The 15434-nt window shown below is 57.7% G+C and carries 16 protein-coding genes and 1 tRNA gene; 13 read left to right on the top strand and 4 right to left on the bottom strand.

Annotated features, from left to right (window positions below; translation table 11 throughout):
* Nucleotides 1-82 precede the first annotated feature (82 nt).
* Nucleotides 83-649 carry a DUF4337 domain-containing protein gene (locus ACODR9_RS18580; protein ID WP_488811137.1) on the bottom strand — a complete coding sequence of 189 codons (567 nt, stop codon included), beginning with the start codon at nt 647-649 and terminating at the stop codon, nt 83-85.
* 258 nt (nt 650-907) lie between these two features.
* On the opposite strand from ACODR9_RS18580, the gene ACODR9_RS18575 reads away from it, so the two are divergent.
* Together ACODR9_RS18575 and ACODR9_RS18570 are read left to right on the top strand one after the other, a co-directional pair.
* A tRNA-Gly gene (locus ACODR9_RS18575) sits at nt 908-981 on the top strand.
* 556 nt (nt 982-1537) lie between these two features.
* On the top strand, nt 1538-1741 hold the full coding sequence (locus ACODR9_RS18570; RefSeq protein ID WP_488811135.1) for a cold-shock protein: 204 nt from the start codon (nt 1538-1540) through the stop codon (nt 1739-1741).
* Nucleotides 1742-1832: 91 nt separating this feature from the next.
* Here the strand turns inward: ACODR9_RS18570 and ACODR9_RS18565 are convergent, their stop codons facing one another.
* Nucleotides 1833-2009, bottom strand: coding sequence for a hypothetical protein (locus ACODR9_RS18565; RefSeq protein ID WP_488811133.1), 177 nt, complete (start codon nt 2007-2009; stop codon nt 1833-1835).
* A gap of 36 nt (nt 2010-2045) precedes the next feature.
* On the bottom strand, nt 2046-2306 hold the full coding sequence (gene infA, locus ACODR9_RS18560) for a translation initiation factor IF-1 (RefSeq protein WP_488811131.1): 261 nt from the start codon (nt 2304-2306) through the stop codon (nt 2046-2048).
* A gap of 1162 nt (nt 2307-3468) precedes the next feature.
* Between infA and ACODR9_RS18555 the strand changes: the two genes are divergently transcribed.
* Entirely contained in the window at nt 3469-5619 is a 2151-nt protein-coding gene (locus ACODR9_RS18555; protein ID WP_488811129.1) for an AsmA family protein, read from the top strand.
* A 73-nt stretch (nt 5620-5692) separates the two neighbouring features.
* Here ACODR9_RS18555 and ACODR9_RS18550 read toward each other — a convergent pair whose 3' ends face one another.
* Nucleotides 5693-7660 (bottom strand): monovalent cation:proton antiporter family protein, encoded by a 1968-nt coding sequence (locus ACODR9_RS18550; protein WP_488811127.1) that lies wholly within the window; start codon nt 7658-7660, stop codon nt 5693-5695.
* Nucleotides 7661-7875: 215 nt separating this feature from the next.
* On the opposite strand from ACODR9_RS18550, the gene ACODR9_RS18545 reads away from it, so the two are divergent.
* The 10 genes from ACODR9_RS18545 (at nt 7876) to rapZ (ending at nt 15406) form a co-directional block, all read left to right on the top strand.
* Nucleotides 7876-8856, top strand: a complete 981-nt coding sequence (locus tag ACODR9_RS18545) for a KpsF/GutQ family sugar-phosphate isomerase (RefSeq protein WP_488811125.1) — start codon at nt 7876-7878, stop codon at nt 8854-8856.
* An 18-nt stretch (nt 8857-8874) separates the two neighbouring features.
* Entirely contained in the window at nt 8875-9399 is a 525-nt protein-coding gene (locus tag ACODR9_RS18540) for a KdsC family phosphatase (protein WP_488811123.1), read from the top strand.
* Nucleotides 9396-9956: an LPS export ABC transporter periplasmic protein LptC gene (gene lptC, locus ACODR9_RS18535; protein WP_488811121.1), complete on the top strand. Its 561-nt coding sequence runs from the start codon at nt 9396-9398 to the stop codon at nt 9954-9956. The genes ACODR9_RS18540 and lptC overlap by 4 nt, the downstream gene beginning before the upstream one ends.
* On the top strand, nt 9946-10500 hold the full coding sequence (gene lptA, locus ACODR9_RS18530; RefSeq protein ID WP_488811119.1) for a lipopolysaccharide transport periplasmic protein LptA: 555 nt from the start codon (nt 9946-9948) through the stop codon (nt 10498-10500). The genes lptC and lptA overlap by 11 nt, the downstream gene beginning before the upstream one ends.
* Nucleotides 10497-11228 carry an LPS export ABC transporter ATP-binding protein gene (gene lptB / locus ACODR9_RS18525; protein WP_488811117.1) on the top strand — a complete coding sequence of 244 codons (732 nt, stop codon included), beginning with the start codon at nt 10497-10499 and terminating at the stop codon, nt 11226-11228. The genes lptA and lptB overlap by 4 nt, the downstream gene beginning before the upstream one ends.
* 3 nt (nt 11229-11231) lie before the next feature.
* On the top strand, nt 11232-12653 hold the full coding sequence (locus tag ACODR9_RS18520) for an RNA polymerase factor sigma-54 (RefSeq protein ID WP_488811115.1): 1422 nt from the start codon (nt 11232-11234) through the stop codon (nt 12651-12653).
* Between the two features lie 71 nt (nt 12654-12724).
* A complete protein-coding gene (gene hpf / locus ACODR9_RS18515; protein WP_488811114.1) occupies nt 12725-13048 on the top strand; it encodes a ribosome hibernation-promoting factor, HPF/YfiA family in 324 nt (107 codons plus the stop codon).
* A 121-nt stretch (nt 13049-13169) separates the two neighbouring features.
* The gene (ptsN, locus tag ACODR9_RS18510) at nt 13170-13634 is read left to right on the top strand and encodes a PTS IIA-like nitrogen regulatory protein PtsN (protein WP_159879220.1); all 465 of its coding nucleotides are present in this window, start codon (nt 13170-13172) and stop codon (nt 13632-13634) included.
* Nucleotides 13627-14583 carry an HPr(Ser) kinase/phosphatase gene (gene hprK, locus ACODR9_RS18505; protein ID WP_089084016.1) on the top strand — a complete coding sequence of 319 codons (957 nt, stop codon included), beginning with the start codon at nt 13627-13629 and terminating at the stop codon, nt 14581-14583. The genes ptsN and hprK overlap by 8 nt, the downstream gene beginning before the upstream one ends.
* The gene (gene rapZ / locus ACODR9_RS18500; protein WP_488811111.1) at nt 14564-15406 is read left to right on the top strand and encodes an RNase adapter RapZ; all 843 of its coding nucleotides are present in this window, start codon (nt 14564-14566) and stop codon (nt 15404-15406) included. The genes hprK and rapZ overlap by 20 nt, the downstream gene beginning before the upstream one ends.
* Nucleotides 15407-15434 lie beyond the last annotated feature (28 nt).

The raw sequence follows: 15434 nt of genomic DNA, 5'->3' as shown, positions 1-15434 counted from the left end.
TGTCAGCCCAATCGCTGGCAGCCATTGTCTACAACGCAGCAGGGTTATTGGCGGATGACAGCCCCCGCTGCGCACGCTTGTGCTATAGCCAGGTACTCAACGCCAGGCCTATACCGCCCAAGGCCGAAACCAAAGAAACAGCCAGCAGCCAGCGCCGCTGGGTAAGCACAGTGATGGATGCCATGGCAACGGCAATCTGGATCAGCGTCATCGCCAGCGCCATGCGCTCGTGCGGCCGTAATACCTTTTCCGATTCTTCACTCAGCTGGCGCGACGCCTCCTGCAAGGCTTTAGCCTGCTTCAGCTGCTCGGCCTGCTGCGCTTGCTGCTTTTGCAGGTCAGCCTGGTAACGGGCTTGCTGCGCCGGGTCAGTCACCAGCACCAGCGCCAACTGATCCAGATGCGCCTTGGTGGATTTGGCCTGATAGTAAGCCCAGGCATCAGAGGCCTCGGCCTGTTTGAGAATGCTCTGGTTTTTCAGAAACAAGGCTTCGTTCTGCTTAGCACCGCTCTGGTAGCTGAATACCGCACCAATCGTGGCCAGAATGGCAGTCAACAAGGCAATCTTCTGCGCCAGCTGGCCTTTTTCTGCCTCTTCTTCCAGCAGCTTTTCATGTAAACCCGCGATTTCGTACTCTTCTTCCGCCATTTGCCACTCCCTGTTCGCCCGGCTGCCGCCTATCTGCCAAGCATTTTTATTCCGCAAGCATGGCCGGCATGCTCGCGCGCGAGCCGCTGTCAAACAAGCGGATTTCTGTGCAGTTTTTGTATCAACCCGGCAGCCAGCCAGCCCAGGGCCGGTAAGCTGCAGCTGGGTTGTCCAGCCCCAAATCAGCGCGATCACCACCTCACAGGCCGCACAAGCAGCTACCCAGCCAGGAAAAACCCGGTTACAATGCACCCCTTCGCGGGCGTCGTATAATGGTAATACCCAAGCTTCCCAAGCTTGTGCCGTGGGTTCGATTCCCATCGCCCGCTCCAGAATTTCTGCAGATCGTTAATCTGCAAAAGAAAAAGCCAACCGGCAGCGGTTGGCTTTTTTCTTGTCTGCTCGATATCTGGTCGGGGCCGGTTCAGGCAGTCGGTGATCCAGGAAGAACCTCTGCTCGGCCAACGCCGCCATTTCGCAAGTTCGCTTACACTAAAATCCAGACCTGCTCGATCAAGAGCAGCGCAGCGGCAACCATTGGCGAGGAGGACCAAACAGGCATGGCAAGGGTCGGTGCTGGGATAGCAGCCAGAAGGAAAGTCTAGCTCAAGCCAGCTGTTGATCTGCTCAGCTAGTCATCTTGATTGAAATTGAGAACCTGGAACGCAATAAAATTTCTGTTCAAAAAAATTAACCATCGCCCTAAAAACAATACAAAAATATTGACCTCATCCTAATTGTCCAGTAAAAAGAAGAGGCAGGATTTTCAAGCGCCATATCTATCGATACCTTGTTGCCCATCCAGTGGGTATTTCGTGTTTCCTTATCTATTCCTTGACTATCGTGCTTTCTTAGTATTTTTATCTATGTCGACTCAAGGAGTAAATAATGGAAACTGGTACCGTAAAGTTCTTCAATGATGCAAAAGGTTTTGGCTTTATCACCCCGGACAATGGCAGTGGCGATCTGTTTGCTCACTTTTCCGAGATCCGTGCAGATGGCTTTAAATCATTGCATGAAGGTCAGAAAGTAAGCTTCACTAGATCGATGGGCCAGAAAGGCCCGGCTGCTTCAGCTATCCAGCCGCTTTGATTTTCTGCCGTAACAAAAAAGCCCCGAAAGGGGCTTTTTTTATTGTCAAAATTAAATGGAATTTGCAACAAGACAAATTCCATTTTTATCTTCACGCGGTGATGTATGCATCACCCATATAGCTTGCAGTCTCTATACCAAACACCGAACTAAACGTAACCATAAAACGGCGACCCATTTGCGTAATGGATATAACTTCTAGTGCGATAGTGAAATTGTCAACTTGCTGGGTGATGTAATCACCTTTTTTCAATTCATTAATTTTCAATTTAAACTCCTGGCGACCATACTTTCATGTATGGGCCTAACGTCTTGGCCTTCTTTGAGGCTGATATGTTGGTTTGGCAGTCGGGTGGCGAAAGTTGATACGACCTTTTGTCAAGTCGTAAGGTGACATTTCAACCGTAACCCGATCGCCTTGCAGCACGCGGATGCGGTGTATCTTCATCTTGCCGGAACCATACGCAAGAATTTCCACATTGTTATCAAGCCGAACACGAAAGCGTGACTCTGGTAGCATCTCGATGACTACGCCTTCTAATTCAATCATGTCTTCTTTGGACATGGTTTTCCAATCTGAAAAGGTAACCTGCCACAACAGCAAATACACTGTGTGACATGAGAATTGGCTTCGTGGACCTGGGCGGAAATTGCTGTAGCGAAACGGCAGCAGTTAAGGCAAGGCAGGTGATAAGGACATCACCTTTGGGAAGAGGTGGCTCAATCTATATTTATCCTGTTGATTTGTCAATCATTATTTTCAGCAATAACTCAATGACCACGCGTCATGACAGGCAAGGTAAATGGCTGCTGATTGCGTGGACAAGTGAATGTCTGCCTTCAGCATGCAAGTGGTCTTTTTTCAATTTGGAAACGAAGGACTGCTCTGGCCGAGTCACGCGCGATCCAGATATACCATTTCCAACCCCGCTGCACCGGCAGCGGTAAGCGGCGTCTCTGGCTATACAACAGTCGTCTCAAGCACGCAGTTGCCAAATCGGCGTGTCTTCCTGGTGATTGTGTGGGGTCGTCAAGCGCTCTTCTTGGCAGGCTTGAGCTGGACTGATACCGGCTGCCAGCCAGTGCGCTACGGTAGCTGCGAAGCTGCCCGGCCTGACCGGCATATTCACCCTCTGGTTCACCTGCCACGCCAAGCTTGTCGCGCTCCTTACCACGCTCACCGCCATAGTCTATTTGCATTATTGTGGCACTGCGGCACTGCTCATAACATCTAGCCCATCACCAGCGCAGTGGATCTGGGTAGCCGCTGCAGCTGACCTGCCACGAGGCCACCATGGCCTGCCAGTTACGCCGCTGGGGTATGACCGTACTGGATGAGGGCCCCAGGCTGCAGTCTTCCCATTCTGAAGACACCCACCATCAAACCAGAGTAGCCACGACTCAGCCACGCTTGCTGCACCTGCTACACACCGGTCGCGAATAAGCGTTCCGCCACGGCACGGCACGCGTGCTGCCGTGTAAAAACCGGTAAGCATTATCGCCCTCCCCCTCCATTGCAGCAGGCTTCTGCCTGGGCTGCCGACACCCTCGGGCAGCCCGGTTTGCAGCCTGTCGGCCAAAGCATGCTAAAATTCGCGCTTTACAAACGCGGGCTGCCCGGTAATATTTTGGCTTCGCCAAACTCGGGCAAGCGGCTGCCAAGCCTTGTCAGCCATCGCCATGCTTGCAAACGACACTACCCCGCTTAGCCCCCCGAAGATGCACTCATGAAATGGAACTCCGGCCGGCTATGGCTTCGAATCTCGGTCTACGGCACCACCTCGCTGCTTGCGCTGTTCATCCTGATCCAGGCGCTGATTTTCTGGCAGTTTGATGAATCCGCCGTCCGCAAAACCCTCACCAGCGCCCTGAGCGATACCCAGCGCCAGCTTGTGGTGGAAGGCAAGATCACCCCGACACTGTTTCCCTCGCCGGGCCTGAGCATCCACCAGCTAAGTATCAGCGAGCCTGGCAGCAAACAGCCGTTTGCCCGGGTAGAGCAGCTGGATGTCTATCTATCCTGGCTGCCGCTGCTTACCGGCAACCGCGAGATCAAAGCGCTGGAGCTGCATGGCGTCACCGCCAGCATCACCCGTGCGGCCGATGGCCGGCTTTCCATCATGGATCTGTTTCAGCGCCGCATTCCCGGCTCCACCAGCCTGAAGCTGGATCGGCTGGTGATCCGTGAAGGCACCTTGCTGTATGCCGACAAGACGAACGGCAGCGAACAGAAGCTGGACACCATCAGCCTGGATGCCGATGATCTGCGCAGTGGTGCCAACCTGAGTGCAGCGGCCATTCTCAGCAATGGCAAGCGCCCCATCCGCCTGGCTATCAGCACCCCGCTCACCATTCAGGATGACCAGGTCAGCCTGGAAAAGCTGGATGCCGTCGCTCTATCCGAATTGCCCGGGCTGGGGGAAAGCAAATTTACCGCCACCGGCCAGTACAAGCTGAACTTCGCCACCTTGCAAACCTCCGGCAAGGACCTGAGCTTCCGCTTTAGCAGCGAACGCCCCAGCAGCCAGCTGGAGCTGAAAGTGCCGGAGCTCAATGCCAGCTTCAACGAAGTCACCATGCCCTCCGGCCATCTGAGTGGCAAGCTCAGTTACGCCCACAGCCAGTACCAGCTGGATGCCGGGCTGGATAACCTCAAGCTGACCGAAGGCGGCCTGGCCGCTGACAAGGTGAAAGGTGACTTCAACTGGCAGGCTGGCGACACCCGGCTCAACTTCAAACTGGATGCCCCCCTGGCGCTGATGGGCATGAAGCAGCTGCGCATGCAGCCCTTGAACATGACGGCCACGCTCACCACCCCGCTGCTGCCGCGCGGCAAGCTGTTCTCCACCATGGAGGGCGCGCTGGATGGCGATCTGGATGAACCCCGGCTGAATTTGCGGGTAGCCGGTAAGCTGGATGGTTCCGATCTGTCGGTCACCGTCAGCCAGTTCGGCCTGATGAAGCCGCGTCACGAAGTCACGCTGTCGGTGGGCAAGCTAGACCTGAACCGCTATCTGCCGGAAACCAAGGGCGATCCGGTGGCCATTTTCCAGGATAGCAAGCCGATTCCTCTAGACTGGCTGGACTATTTCGACCTCACCGGCAAGGTGGCGGTGGGCGAGCTGGCCATGGGCCGCTTCCGCATGAACAACCTTAACGCCAGCGTGCGCATCAACCCCCGTGAACTGGAGCTGGAGCAGATGTCAGCCGACATCTACCAGGGCCGCCTGCAGGGCGACATGTTGCTGGCGCGCCGTGACACGCCGCATCTGGAGGTAAAACAGACGCTGAAGGATATGAACATTCGCCCGCTGCTCATGGACTTGTTCAATTTCAGCCGCCTGGATGGCAAGGGCAGCGGCCAGATCGACATCAATGCCGACGGCAAATCCTTCCTTGAACTGCGCAACACTCTGACCGGCAACGTGGAAACCAGCCTCAACAAGGGGGCGCTGTCGGGTATCGACCTGGTTGCTGCCCTGAAAAATCTGCCGACAGAGCTGAAGGAATGGAACACCCAGGCCCAGGCCGACCAGAAAACCACGTTTTCCACCTTGTCCACCAGCTTCCGCCTGGACAAGGGCGTGGCCCGCAGCCAGAACATGCAGCTGGCTTCGCAGTTGGTCAATGTAAAGGGCTCGGGCAAGCTAGACCTCACCCAGAACATCGTCGACTACACCATGGATGTACAAGCCAACCCGCAGGAATTCAGCCGCTTCAAGGGCGTCAATGTGCCGTTGAAGATTACCGGGCCGCTCAATGCCCCGGTATATGCGCTGGACTTCAACGCCATGGTCAAGGGCAAAAAAACCGAAGGGGAAAAACAACAGGCGCTGAAGCAGGAACTGAAAAAACAGATCACCACCATCCTGCCCTGATCTCCCTGCCCCAGCATGCAACAGGCCGTGTCCATGCCACGGCCTGTTTCATTCTGCTACCCACGTCAGGCAATCAGCCCTGCAGGATGCGGGTTTCCGCCAGCGCCAGCTGCTCTGGCGTGCCCAGCAACACCAGCACATCGTTGGCGGCAATCTCGAAATCGGCATCAAAATCCAGCCGGCGGATGCTGTTGCGACGCAGCGCCTTCACCTCCACCCCCAGCTGCTCCAGTTGCAGAGCCCCCAGCGGATGGCCGATGGCATACGCCCCCGGGCAGGCCTGAATGCTAAGCAGGCGCGGCACCAAGGCCTCGTCCAGCCCCTCACTGTCGTCACTGGCACCACGGAAGAAGCCACGGAACAGGTTGTAACGCTCCTCCCGCACCGAGCGGATTCGGCGCAGCACCCGGTTCAACGGCACCCCCAGCACCATCAGCGCCTGCGAAGCCAGCATCAGGCTGCCTTCCATCACCTCGGCCACCACCTCGTCGGCCCCGGCCTTGCGCAGCTGATCGATATCGCTATCGTCCACGGTGCGCACAATCACCGGCAGGTCCGGCCTGGCCGACTGCACGGTATGCAAAATGCGCAAGGCGGCGTGGGTATCGGCAAAGGTCACCACCACCACCTTGGCCCGCATCAGTCCACCGGCCACCAGTACTTCTTTCTTGCCCGCATCGCCAAACACCACCGGGTCACCGGCCTCACCAGCCTCGCGCACCCGTTCCGGGTCCATGTCCAGGGCAAAGAAAGGGATGTCTTCGGTTTCCATCAACCGGGCCAGCGCCTGGCCGCTGCGTCCGTAGCCACAAATCAGCACGTGGTCGGACTTACCCATGCTCTCCACCATCAGGTGGTGCAGACTGAAGGCCTGCATCATCCAGTCCTGCTTCACCAGACGACGGGTGATGGCTTCGCCGTGCATGATCATGAACGGGGCGACCAGCATGGACAGTAAAATAGCGGCAATGGCGGCCTGCTCGGTACTTTCGGCAATCAGCCCCAGGTTGCCGGACAGCGCCAGCAGCACAAAGCCAAACTCACCGCCCTGCGCCAGCGCCAGACCTGCGCGCATGGAATGGTTGGGCTGATGCCGCAGCAGACGGCCCAGCACAAACACAATGCCCAGCTTGGCCACCAACAACAGGCCCAGCATCAGTGCTACCTCACCAAACCGCTCAAACAGCACCGACAGCTGCAGGCGCATCCCCACGGTGACAAAAAAGAAGCCCAGCAGGATGTCGCGGAAGGGCTTGATGTCCTCTTCCACCTGATAACGGTATTCGGTCTCGGAAATCAGCATGCCGGCCACAAACGCCCCCAGCGCCAGCGACAGGCCGGACAGCTCGGTCAACCAGGCCACACCCAGGGTGATCAGCAGCACATTGATCATGAACAGCTCACCCGAGCGCTGGCGCGCCACCAGATGGAACCAGGGCCGCACCAGACGCTGACCAAAGAACAGCAGCAGGGCCATCACCACCACCACTTTCACCGCTGCCAGCCCCAGATCCATCCATAAGGTCTCGCTACCACCGGCAAAGGCCGGCAGCAGGATCAGCAGCGGCACCACGGCAATGTCCTGAAACAACAGCACGCCGATGGCCAGCTGACCATGCTGCAGGTTGAGCTCCAGCCGCTCGGTCAGCAATTTACTGACAATGGCGGTGGACGACATGGCCAGCGCACCGCCCACGGCAAAACCTGACAAGGCAGAACCGGTCAGCCAGCCCATTACCAGGGCAATCAGCGACAGCGTCACCACCACCTGTGCCAATCCCAAGCCAAATACCAGATGCCGCATCGCCCGCAGCTTGGGCAAGGAAAACTCCAGACCAATGGAGAACATCATGAACACGATGCCGATTTCACCGAGAAACTGCGTCTCTTCCCCCTCGGGAATCAGGCTGGCCACACCAGGACCGGCCAAGAAACCCACCACCAGATAGCCCAGCATAGGCGGGACGCGCAGGCTGCGGCACAAGGTAACGGACAACACGGCCGCCAGCAGAACCAGCACAATCGGGGCAAGCGAATGCATGAGCGCAACAATCTCCTGTGTAAACGCGGGAAAATCAACATGACGGTAACATCAGTTACCTGCAAAGATGAGCTGCCAGCAGCAAGCAGACAGCATAAAGCATGACCCGGACGCGGGCAAAAGCCATCCGGAGACGGCGCACTAAATCAGACACCAAGCAAAAGATGCACCAGCTTCTGCCTCAAGCGATTATAACCTTTGATATACTTTCCCCTATGGAAAAAGCTCAAACAAGCTCCCGGCTCGATCTGGCGCGTGAAGTGCTGCAGACCGAGGCGGATGCAATTCTGGCCCTGTCCCGTCGACTGAATGGCGATTTTCTACGCGCTGTCGATGCCATTCTGGCCTGCACCGGCCGCATCGTCGTTACCGGCATGGGCAAATCCGGCCATGTAGGCCGCAAGATTGCCGCCACCCTGGCCAGCACCGGCAGCCCGGCCTTTTTTGTCCATCCGGCAGAAGCCGCTCACGGCGATCTGGGCATGATTACCGCGCAAGACGTGGTGATTGCGCTGTCCAACTCCGGCGAATCGGGCGAAGTGGTTGCCCTGCTGCCCGCACTCAAGCGCAAGGGGCTGGTGCTGATCGGCATGACGGGTAATCCTGCATCCTCGCTGGGCCGCGAAGCCGACATCCTGCTGGATACCCAGGTGGAAAAAGAAGCCTGCCCGCTGGGCCTGGCCCCCACCACCAGCACCACGGTGCAGATTGCCCTGGGCGACGCCCTGGCCGTCACCCTGCTGGATGCGCGCCAGTTTGGCCCGGAAGACTTTGCCCTGTCCCACCCCGGTGGCAGCCTGGGGCGTCGCCTGCTGGTCCATGTCAAAGACCTGATGCACAGCGGCGACGAGCTGCCGCGCGTCTTGCCCGGCACACCGCTGAAAGATGCGCTGCTGGAAATGTCGCACCAGCGACTGGGCATGGTAGCCATTGCCACGGCAGACAATGCCATCAAGGGCATCTATACCGATGGCGACCTGCGCCGTACGCTGGAACATTCCGGCAATATCTACGATCTGATCATCGATCAGGTGATGAGCCCCGCCCCGCAAACCATCCTGCACAGCAAGCTGGCTACCGAAGCGGTTCATCTGATGGAGCAGCGTCGCATCACCAGCCTCTTGGTGGTGGATGCCGACGGCAAACTGGCCGGTGCCATCCACATGCACGACCTGCTCAAGGCCGGCGTCGTCTAGCCGCCAACAAGGAAGCCCATGCAAGCCATCACCGAACAAGCCCGCAAGATCAAACTGCTGATCATGGACGTGGACGGCGTCCTGACCGACGGCCGTATCTACTACAACGCCCAGGGCGAAGAGAGCAAATCCTTCTACGTGCAGGACGGCCTTGGCCTGAAACTGCTGCAATCCACCGGCGTACGCCTGGCCATCATCTCCGGACGCGCCGACCGCTGCGTAGAGCATCGTGCCCAGGCACTGGGCATCGACTTCTACTTCGGCGGCATCCACAACAAGCAAGAAGCCCTGAACCAACTGCTGGAACAAGCCGCCGTCAATCTGGAAGAATGCGCCTTCATCGGCGATGACCTCATCGATCTGCCGGTACTGCGCCGCGTCGGCCTGGCCGTGGCCGTGCCGGCCGCCCCCACCCTGGTGCGCCAGCACGCGCACTATGTCACCGGTTTTCCCGGCGGGCAGGGCGCAGTGCGCGAACTGGCCGAGCTCATCATGCAGGCACAGGGCAGCTTTGACGCCATCCTGGCCCGGTACATGGCATGATCCGTTCGCACCGTCTGTTTCCCATCCTGCTGGTGCTGATTACCGGCCTGCTCACCGTCTGGCTGGACGCCGTGTCACGCTGGCAGCCCAACAAACGCGAACTTGACCCCAACAAGCCGGAAGTGGTGGCCGAAAACGTCATGGCCACCCGCTTCGACCCCAAGGGAATGCTGCAGGAGAAGCTGATTGCCAGCCGCATGTGGCAATACCCTGACCGCACCGAATCGTATTTCGAAGCACCAGACCTGCAAAGCTACAAGAACGGCGCACTGGCCTATCACGCCATCGGCGAGAGCGGTCGGTTCAACAGCAAAACCAAACAGGTGCTGTTCGACAAGAAAGTCACACTGATCCAGCCTGCCACCAGCACGCAGCAGGAAACCCGTGTACTCAGCAGCAATATGCGTATCGACACCGTACGCCATATCGCCCAGTCTGCAGCCCTCACCCACTTCTACTACGGCAAGTCGACCGGCAGCGCCGTCGGCTTCATCTACGAACAGCAGGCCGGCCAGTTGCAACTGCTGTCCAATGCAAAGGTCACTTATGAAAAATAACTGCCGCCGCTTCATCCGACTGGCCTGGCTGGCGCTAGGCCTGTGCGCTCTCCAGACTGCCCATGCGGAAAAGGCTGACCGCGATAAACCCATCGAAATCAGCGCTGACCGAGGTAATCTCGATCAGCTCAAGGGCGTCACGGTATGGCAAGGCAATGTCATCATCATTCAGGGGACACTCAAGCTGAATGCCGACCGCGCCACCGTCACTCAGGACAAGCAGGGTAACCAGACCATGCAAGCCACTGGCCGCCAGGTGGTCTTCCGCCAGAAAATGGACGGCAAAAACGAGTGGATCGAAGGCCAGGCCAACCAGCTGGACTACAACACCGTCACCCACGCCGCAGTACTGACCGGCAACGCCCGCGTCAAACGCGGCAACGACCTGGTCATCGGCAATGTGATTACCTACAACACCGAAACCGAGATGTATGACGTCAGCAGCGGAGCCAGCAGCAATGGTGGCCGCGTCACCGCCATCATCCAGCCCAAGCCCAGGGACAACAGCCCTGCCGCCAAAAAAACCGACGGAAGTGCGCAATGACTGGCCCCAGCATCCTTAAAGTGGAGCGGCTGAAAAAGCGCTTCAAAAAACGTACGGTGGTCAAAGACGTCGCCTTGCAGATTCAGAGCGGCGAAGTCGTCGGTTTGCTTGGCCCCAACGGTGCCGGCAAAACCACCAGCTTTTACATGATTGTCGGGCTGATCGGTGCCGATGAAGGTGAAATCACGCTGGATGGCAGCAGCATCACCCACCTGCCCATCCATCAGCGCGCCCGCCTTGGCCTTGGCTACCTGCCGCAAGAAGCCTCCATCTTCCGCAAGATGACGGTGGAAGAAAACATCACCGCCGTACTGGAAATTGCCGGTTACAAAGGAGACATGCTGGAGCAGGAGCTCAGCCTGCTGCTGGATGACCTCAACATCGCCCACCTGCGGGAAAGCAATGCGCTATCTCTGTCCGGTGGCGAGCGCCGCCGGGTGGAAATTGCCCGGGTACTGGCCACCCGTCCGCGCTTCATCCTGCTGGATGAACCCTTTGCCGGCGTTGACCCGATCGCCGTCATCGACATCCAGAAAATCATCACCTTCCTGCAACAGCGTGGCATCGGCGTACTGATCACCGACCACAACGTCCGGGAAACCCTGCGTATCTGCGACCGGGCTTACATCATCAGCGATGGCTCGGTACTGGCATCCGGCGAACCGGAAGAACTGGTCAACAACGAGAAAGTGCGCCAGGTGTACCTGGGCGAGCACTTCCACCTGTAAACCATGAAACAATCATTACAGCTCCGGGTTTCACAGCAACTCACCCTCACCCCGCAACTGCAACAGTCAATCAAGCTGCTGCAGCTGTCCACGCTCGACCTGCAAACCGAGGTAGAACGCTTCCTGCTGGACAACCCCATGCTGGAACGCGGCGATGACCTGCCCGCGCAAGAAGGCCCCGCCACCGAATCCGCTAGCAGCAACGAAGAATCAACCACGCCAGCATCGGACAGCAGCGACAATGACAGCCACAACGAAAGCAGCGGCGAGCTGACCGACTGGGGCAGCGGCAGCCGACGCAACGACGGTGACGATGAGTTCGACCCCATGCTGAATGTCCCCTGCCCGGTCAGCCTGCGCGAACACCTGCTGGCCCAGCTGGGAGAGCTGACGCTGCCCACCAGGGATCAGGCCATCGTGCAGCTGCTGATTGAAGAACTGGACGACAACGGTTTTCTCACCATCGACCTGGAAGAACTGGCCAGTAATCTGCCACTAGAACTGGAGCTGGAAAGCGACGAACTGATGGTTGGCCTGCGCCTGCTGCAGCAATTCGACCCAGCAGGCATTGCCGCGCGCAGCCTGGCCGAATCACTGAGTCTGCAGCTGGCACGCCTGCCACAGCAAGAGCCTGGCCATGCCCTGGCACGCAAGATCGTGGCAGAACACCTTAGTTTGCTCGGCAATCGGGACTACACCCGCCTCAAACGCATACTGGGTGCAGATGACGAAGCCATCCGTCAGGCCCAGCAATTGATTTCCCGGCTAACGCCCCACCCCGCTGCCGGTTTTGGCGGTGAAGATGTGCACTATGTCATTCCCGATGTCACCGTACGCAAGCGCAAGGGCCACTGGGTGGCAGAACTCAACAACGGAGCCGTACCGCGACTACGCGTCAATCAGCTGTACGCCCAGATGCTGTCGGAAAACCGCAGTACGGCAGGTGAACTGACCGGTCGCCTGCAAGAAGCGAAGTGGCTGGTCAAGAACATCCAGCAACGATTTGACACCATTCTGAAAGTGTCAGAAGCTATAGTCGAAAGGCAACAAGCGTTCTTTGAACACGGTGAAGTGGCCATGCGCCCGCTCATCCTGCGCGACATCGCAGACGAGCTGGGATTGCATGAATCCACAGTGTCACGCGTCACCACCCAGAAATACCTGCTCTGCCCGCGCGGCCTGTTCGAACTGAAATACTTTTTCGGCAGTGCACTGGAAACCGACAGCGGCGGCGAATGCTCAGCCACAGCCATCAAGGCCCATATCCGTCGCATGATCGATGGCGAGAACACCGCCAAGCCACTTTCGGACAGCGCCATTGCCGACGAACTGGGCAAGCAAGGGATACAGGTTGCAAGACGCACCGTTGCGAAGTATCGTGAAGCTATGCAGATACCGCCGGTCAATCTGCGCAAGGCACTGTAAAGCGTGTCTTGAAGAATATCCGCTCGCCCGGCCGACCCGACCGGGCAGTCAACACAAGAAGGAGTTAGGGTATGAACCTCAAAGTAACCGGTCTCCACCTCGAAGTAACCCCGGCAATCCGTGAATTTCTGGAAAGCAAGCTGGAACGTATCACCCGCCACGTCGATCACGTGATCGACGTCACCGTCACCCTGTCGGTGGACAAGCTGGTGCAGAAAGCAGAAGTCAACGTTCACCTTTCCGGCAAGGATATCCACGTAGAAGCCACCGACTCCGACATGTACGCTGCCATCGATGCGCTGATGGACAAGCTGGATCGACAGGTACTCAAGCACAAGGAAAAACAGAGCGAACATCGCGTAACGCCGCAAGTTCAGCCGGAAGCATCCCTGTAATCACCTGACCTACGATGCGGGAACCCAACGGGTTCCCGTTTTTATTTGCACGGAGCCTTTTTCATTTTGCTGAAGGCAACGTAGAATTGGCCAGTTTTTGTCGCCGTGTGCATACATTCCTATGAGCCTGATTGGCAAAATCCTGACACAGGACCACATTCTTCCGGACCTGGATGTCGCCAGCAAGAAACGTGTCTTCGAGCAGGTGGGCCTCCTTATCGAAAATACCCACGGCATTGCGCGCAGTGAAATTTTCGACTGCCTGTTCGCCAGGGAAAAACTGGGTTCCACCGGCCTGGGCCAAGGCGTGGCGATTCCGCATGGCCGGGCGAGAGGGCTCAAGGAAGCCGCAGGCGTCTTCATCCGCCTGAAAAACCCCATTCCTTTCGACGCCCCGGACGGCAAGCCCGTGCAAAGCCTGTTTGTGCTGCTGGTTCCGGAGCAGGCAACTGATCTGCACCTGCAGGTTCTGTCCGAACTGGCCCAGCTTTTCTCCAGCAAACAATTGCGTGAGCAACTGCTGAGTGCGCCATCGCGTGCCGATCTGTACCAGCTGCTTACCGGATGGAATACCAACAATGCCTAGCATTACCGTGCGCCGGTTGTATCAGGACAATCAGCAAAAGCTTAACCTGACCTGGGTTGCAGGAACCGGCGGCGCGGACAGCCCCATCGGCAATGACGAACAACGCCCAACGCTGGCGCTGGTAGGCCACCTCAACTTCATCCACCCCAACCGGGTCCAGGTTCTGGGCCTGGCTGAGGTCGATTACCTGAACCGGCTGGAACAGTCAGCGGCCAAGACGGCGCTGGACCAGCTGTTCCACAAGACCATGTCGGTGGTAATGGTGGCCAATGGCCAGCAAGTACCCAAGCTGCTGCGCGATTACTGTCACACCCATAATGTGCCGCTGATGAGCACACCGCTGGAAAGCCCCTACCTGATGGATGTGCTGCGCATCTATCTGGCCCGCGCGCTGGCGGTATCCACCGTACTGCACGGGGTTTTTCTCGATGTGCTGGAAATCGGCGTGCTGATTATGGGTGACTCGGCCATGGGCAAGAGCGAGCTGGCACTGGAGCTGATTTCCCGTGGCCATGGCATGGTGGCGGATGATGCCGTTGAACTCTATCGCATCGGCCCGGAAACCCTGGAAGGCCGCTGCCCGCCGCTACTACGCGACTTTCTGGAAGTGCGTGGCCTGGGCATTCTGAACATCCGCACCATATTCGGTGAAACTGCAGTTCGCCCGAAAAAAGTGCTAAAACTGATTATTCACTTGGTCAAGGCCAACGATCAGGCAATGCAGGCACTGGACCGGCTGAATATCCAGTCGGAAACCCAGGACATCATCGGCGTCACTGTGCGCAAGGTGGTATTGCCGGTTGCTGCTGGCCGCAACTTGGCGGTTCTGGTTGAAGCTGCAGTGCGCAACTACATCTTGCAGCTGCGCGGCATCGACAGCACCCGTGAATTCATTGAACGCCACACCAACTTCCTCAGGGATCAGGAAAATGCGCCTGATATTGATTAGCGGCCTGTCCGGCTCCGGCAAGTCCATCGCCCTGCGCGCCCTGGAGGATTCCGGCTTCTACTGCGTCGACAATCTGCCGGCCACCATGCTGCATGAAGCCATGTCGCTCTATGCCGATTATGGCTACAAGCAAATTGCCATCAGCGTAGATACCCGTTCCAGCCCCTCACTGGGCGCATTGCCGGATGAAGTACACAAGCTGCGCCAGCAGCGCGTCGATGTACGATTGCTGTTTCTGGAGGCCAAGCCGGAAACCCTGGTCAAGCGTTTTTCCGAAACCCGCCGTCGCCATCCACTGTCGGGGATTGGTGCTACCGTGGAAGAATGCATTCAGCTCGAACAGGAATTGCTGGCCAGCATCCAGGAAATGGGTATCCGCATTGATACCAGCGAGCTATCTGCCAATGCCCTGAAAAGCGCTATCAAGCAGCTGGTGGAAGCAGACAGCAGCCGGCTCACCATCATTTTCGAATCCTTCGGCTTCAAGCACGGCGTACCGCTTAATGCCGACTTTGTGTTTGATGTACGCTGCCTGCCCAATCCTTACTACGATCCGGCGCTGCGCCCCTTCACCGGACGCGACCAGCCCATCATCGACTTTTTCGGTCAGCAACCGCTGGTGGCAGAAATGACCGAAGACATCAGGCGCATGATTGCCAAATGGCTGCCCGAATTCAGCCGTGAAAACCGTAGCTATCTGACCGTCGCCATCGGGTGTACCGGTGGCCAGCACCGTTCGGTCTATATTGCCGAACAACTGTCGCGCGCCTTTCCGGCCGAACAGGTTCTGATTCGCCATCGTCAGCTATTCCGCGAATCCTGATCTGCCTGCTGGCAGGCAGCACGGAATA

The sequence above is a fragment of the Aquitalea sp. FG25 genome (assembly GCF_057809375.1).
This window is presented reverse-complemented; position numbering and strand designations above follow the sequence as displayed.

What these genes read in the sequence shown, in the direction of transcription:
- ACODR9_RS18580 (WP_488811137.1), bottom strand. Translation starts at nt 649, where the DNA reads ATGGCGGAAGAAGAGTACGAAATCGCGGGTTTACATGAAAAGCTGCTG.
- ACODR9_RS18570 (WP_488811135.1), top strand. Translation starts at nt 1,538, where the DNA reads ATGGAAACTGGTACCGTAAAGTTCTTCAATGATGCAAAAGGTTTTGGC.
- infA (WP_488811131.1), bottom strand. Translation starts at nt 2,306, where the DNA reads ATGTCCAAAGAAGACATGATTGAATTAGAAGGCGTAGTCATCGAGATG.
- ACODR9_RS18555 (WP_488811129.1), top strand. Translation starts at nt 3,469, where the DNA reads ATGAAATGGAACTCCGGCCGGCTATGGCTTCGAATCTCGGTCTACGGC.
- ACODR9_RS18550 (WP_488811127.1), bottom strand. Translation starts at nt 7,660, where the DNA reads ATGCATTCGCTTGCCCCGATTGTGCTGGTTCTGCTGGCGGCCGTGTTG.
- ACODR9_RS18545 (WP_488811125.1), top strand. Translation starts at nt 7,876, where the DNA reads ATGGAAAAAGCTCAAACAAGCTCCCGGCTCGATCTGGCGCGTGAAGTG.
- ACODR9_RS18540 (WP_488811123.1), top strand. Translation starts at nt 8,875, where the DNA reads ATGCAAGCCATCACCGAACAAGCCCGCAAGATCAAACTGCTGATCATG.
- lptC (WP_488811121.1), top strand. Translation starts at nt 9,396, where the DNA reads ATGATCCGTTCGCACCGTCTGTTTCCCATCCTGCTGGTGCTGATTACC.
- lptA (WP_488811119.1), top strand. Translation starts at nt 9,946, where the DNA reads ATGAAAAATAACTGCCGCCGCTTCATCCGACTGGCCTGGCTGGCGCTA.
- lptB (WP_488811117.1), top strand. Translation starts at nt 10,497, where the DNA reads ATGACTGGCCCCAGCATCCTTAAAGTGGAGCGGCTGAAAAAGCGCTTC.
- ACODR9_RS18520 (WP_488811115.1), top strand. Translation starts at nt 11,232, where the DNA reads ATGAAACAATCATTACAGCTCCGGGTTTCACAGCAACTCACCCTCACC.
- hpf (WP_488811114.1), top strand. Translation starts at nt 12,725, where the DNA reads ATGAACCTCAAAGTAACCGGTCTCCACCTCGAAGTAACCCCGGCAATC.
- ptsN (WP_159879220.1), top strand. Translation starts at nt 13,170, where the DNA reads ATGAGCCTGATTGGCAAAATCCTGACACAGGACCACATTCTTCCGGAC.
- hprK (WP_089084016.1), top strand. Translation starts at nt 13,627, where the DNA reads ATGCCTAGCATTACCGTGCGCCGGTTGTATCAGGACAATCAGCAAAAG.
- rapZ (WP_488811111.1), top strand. Translation starts at nt 14,564, where the DNA reads ATGCGCCTGATATTGATTAGCGGCCTGTCCGGCTCCGGCAAGTCCATC.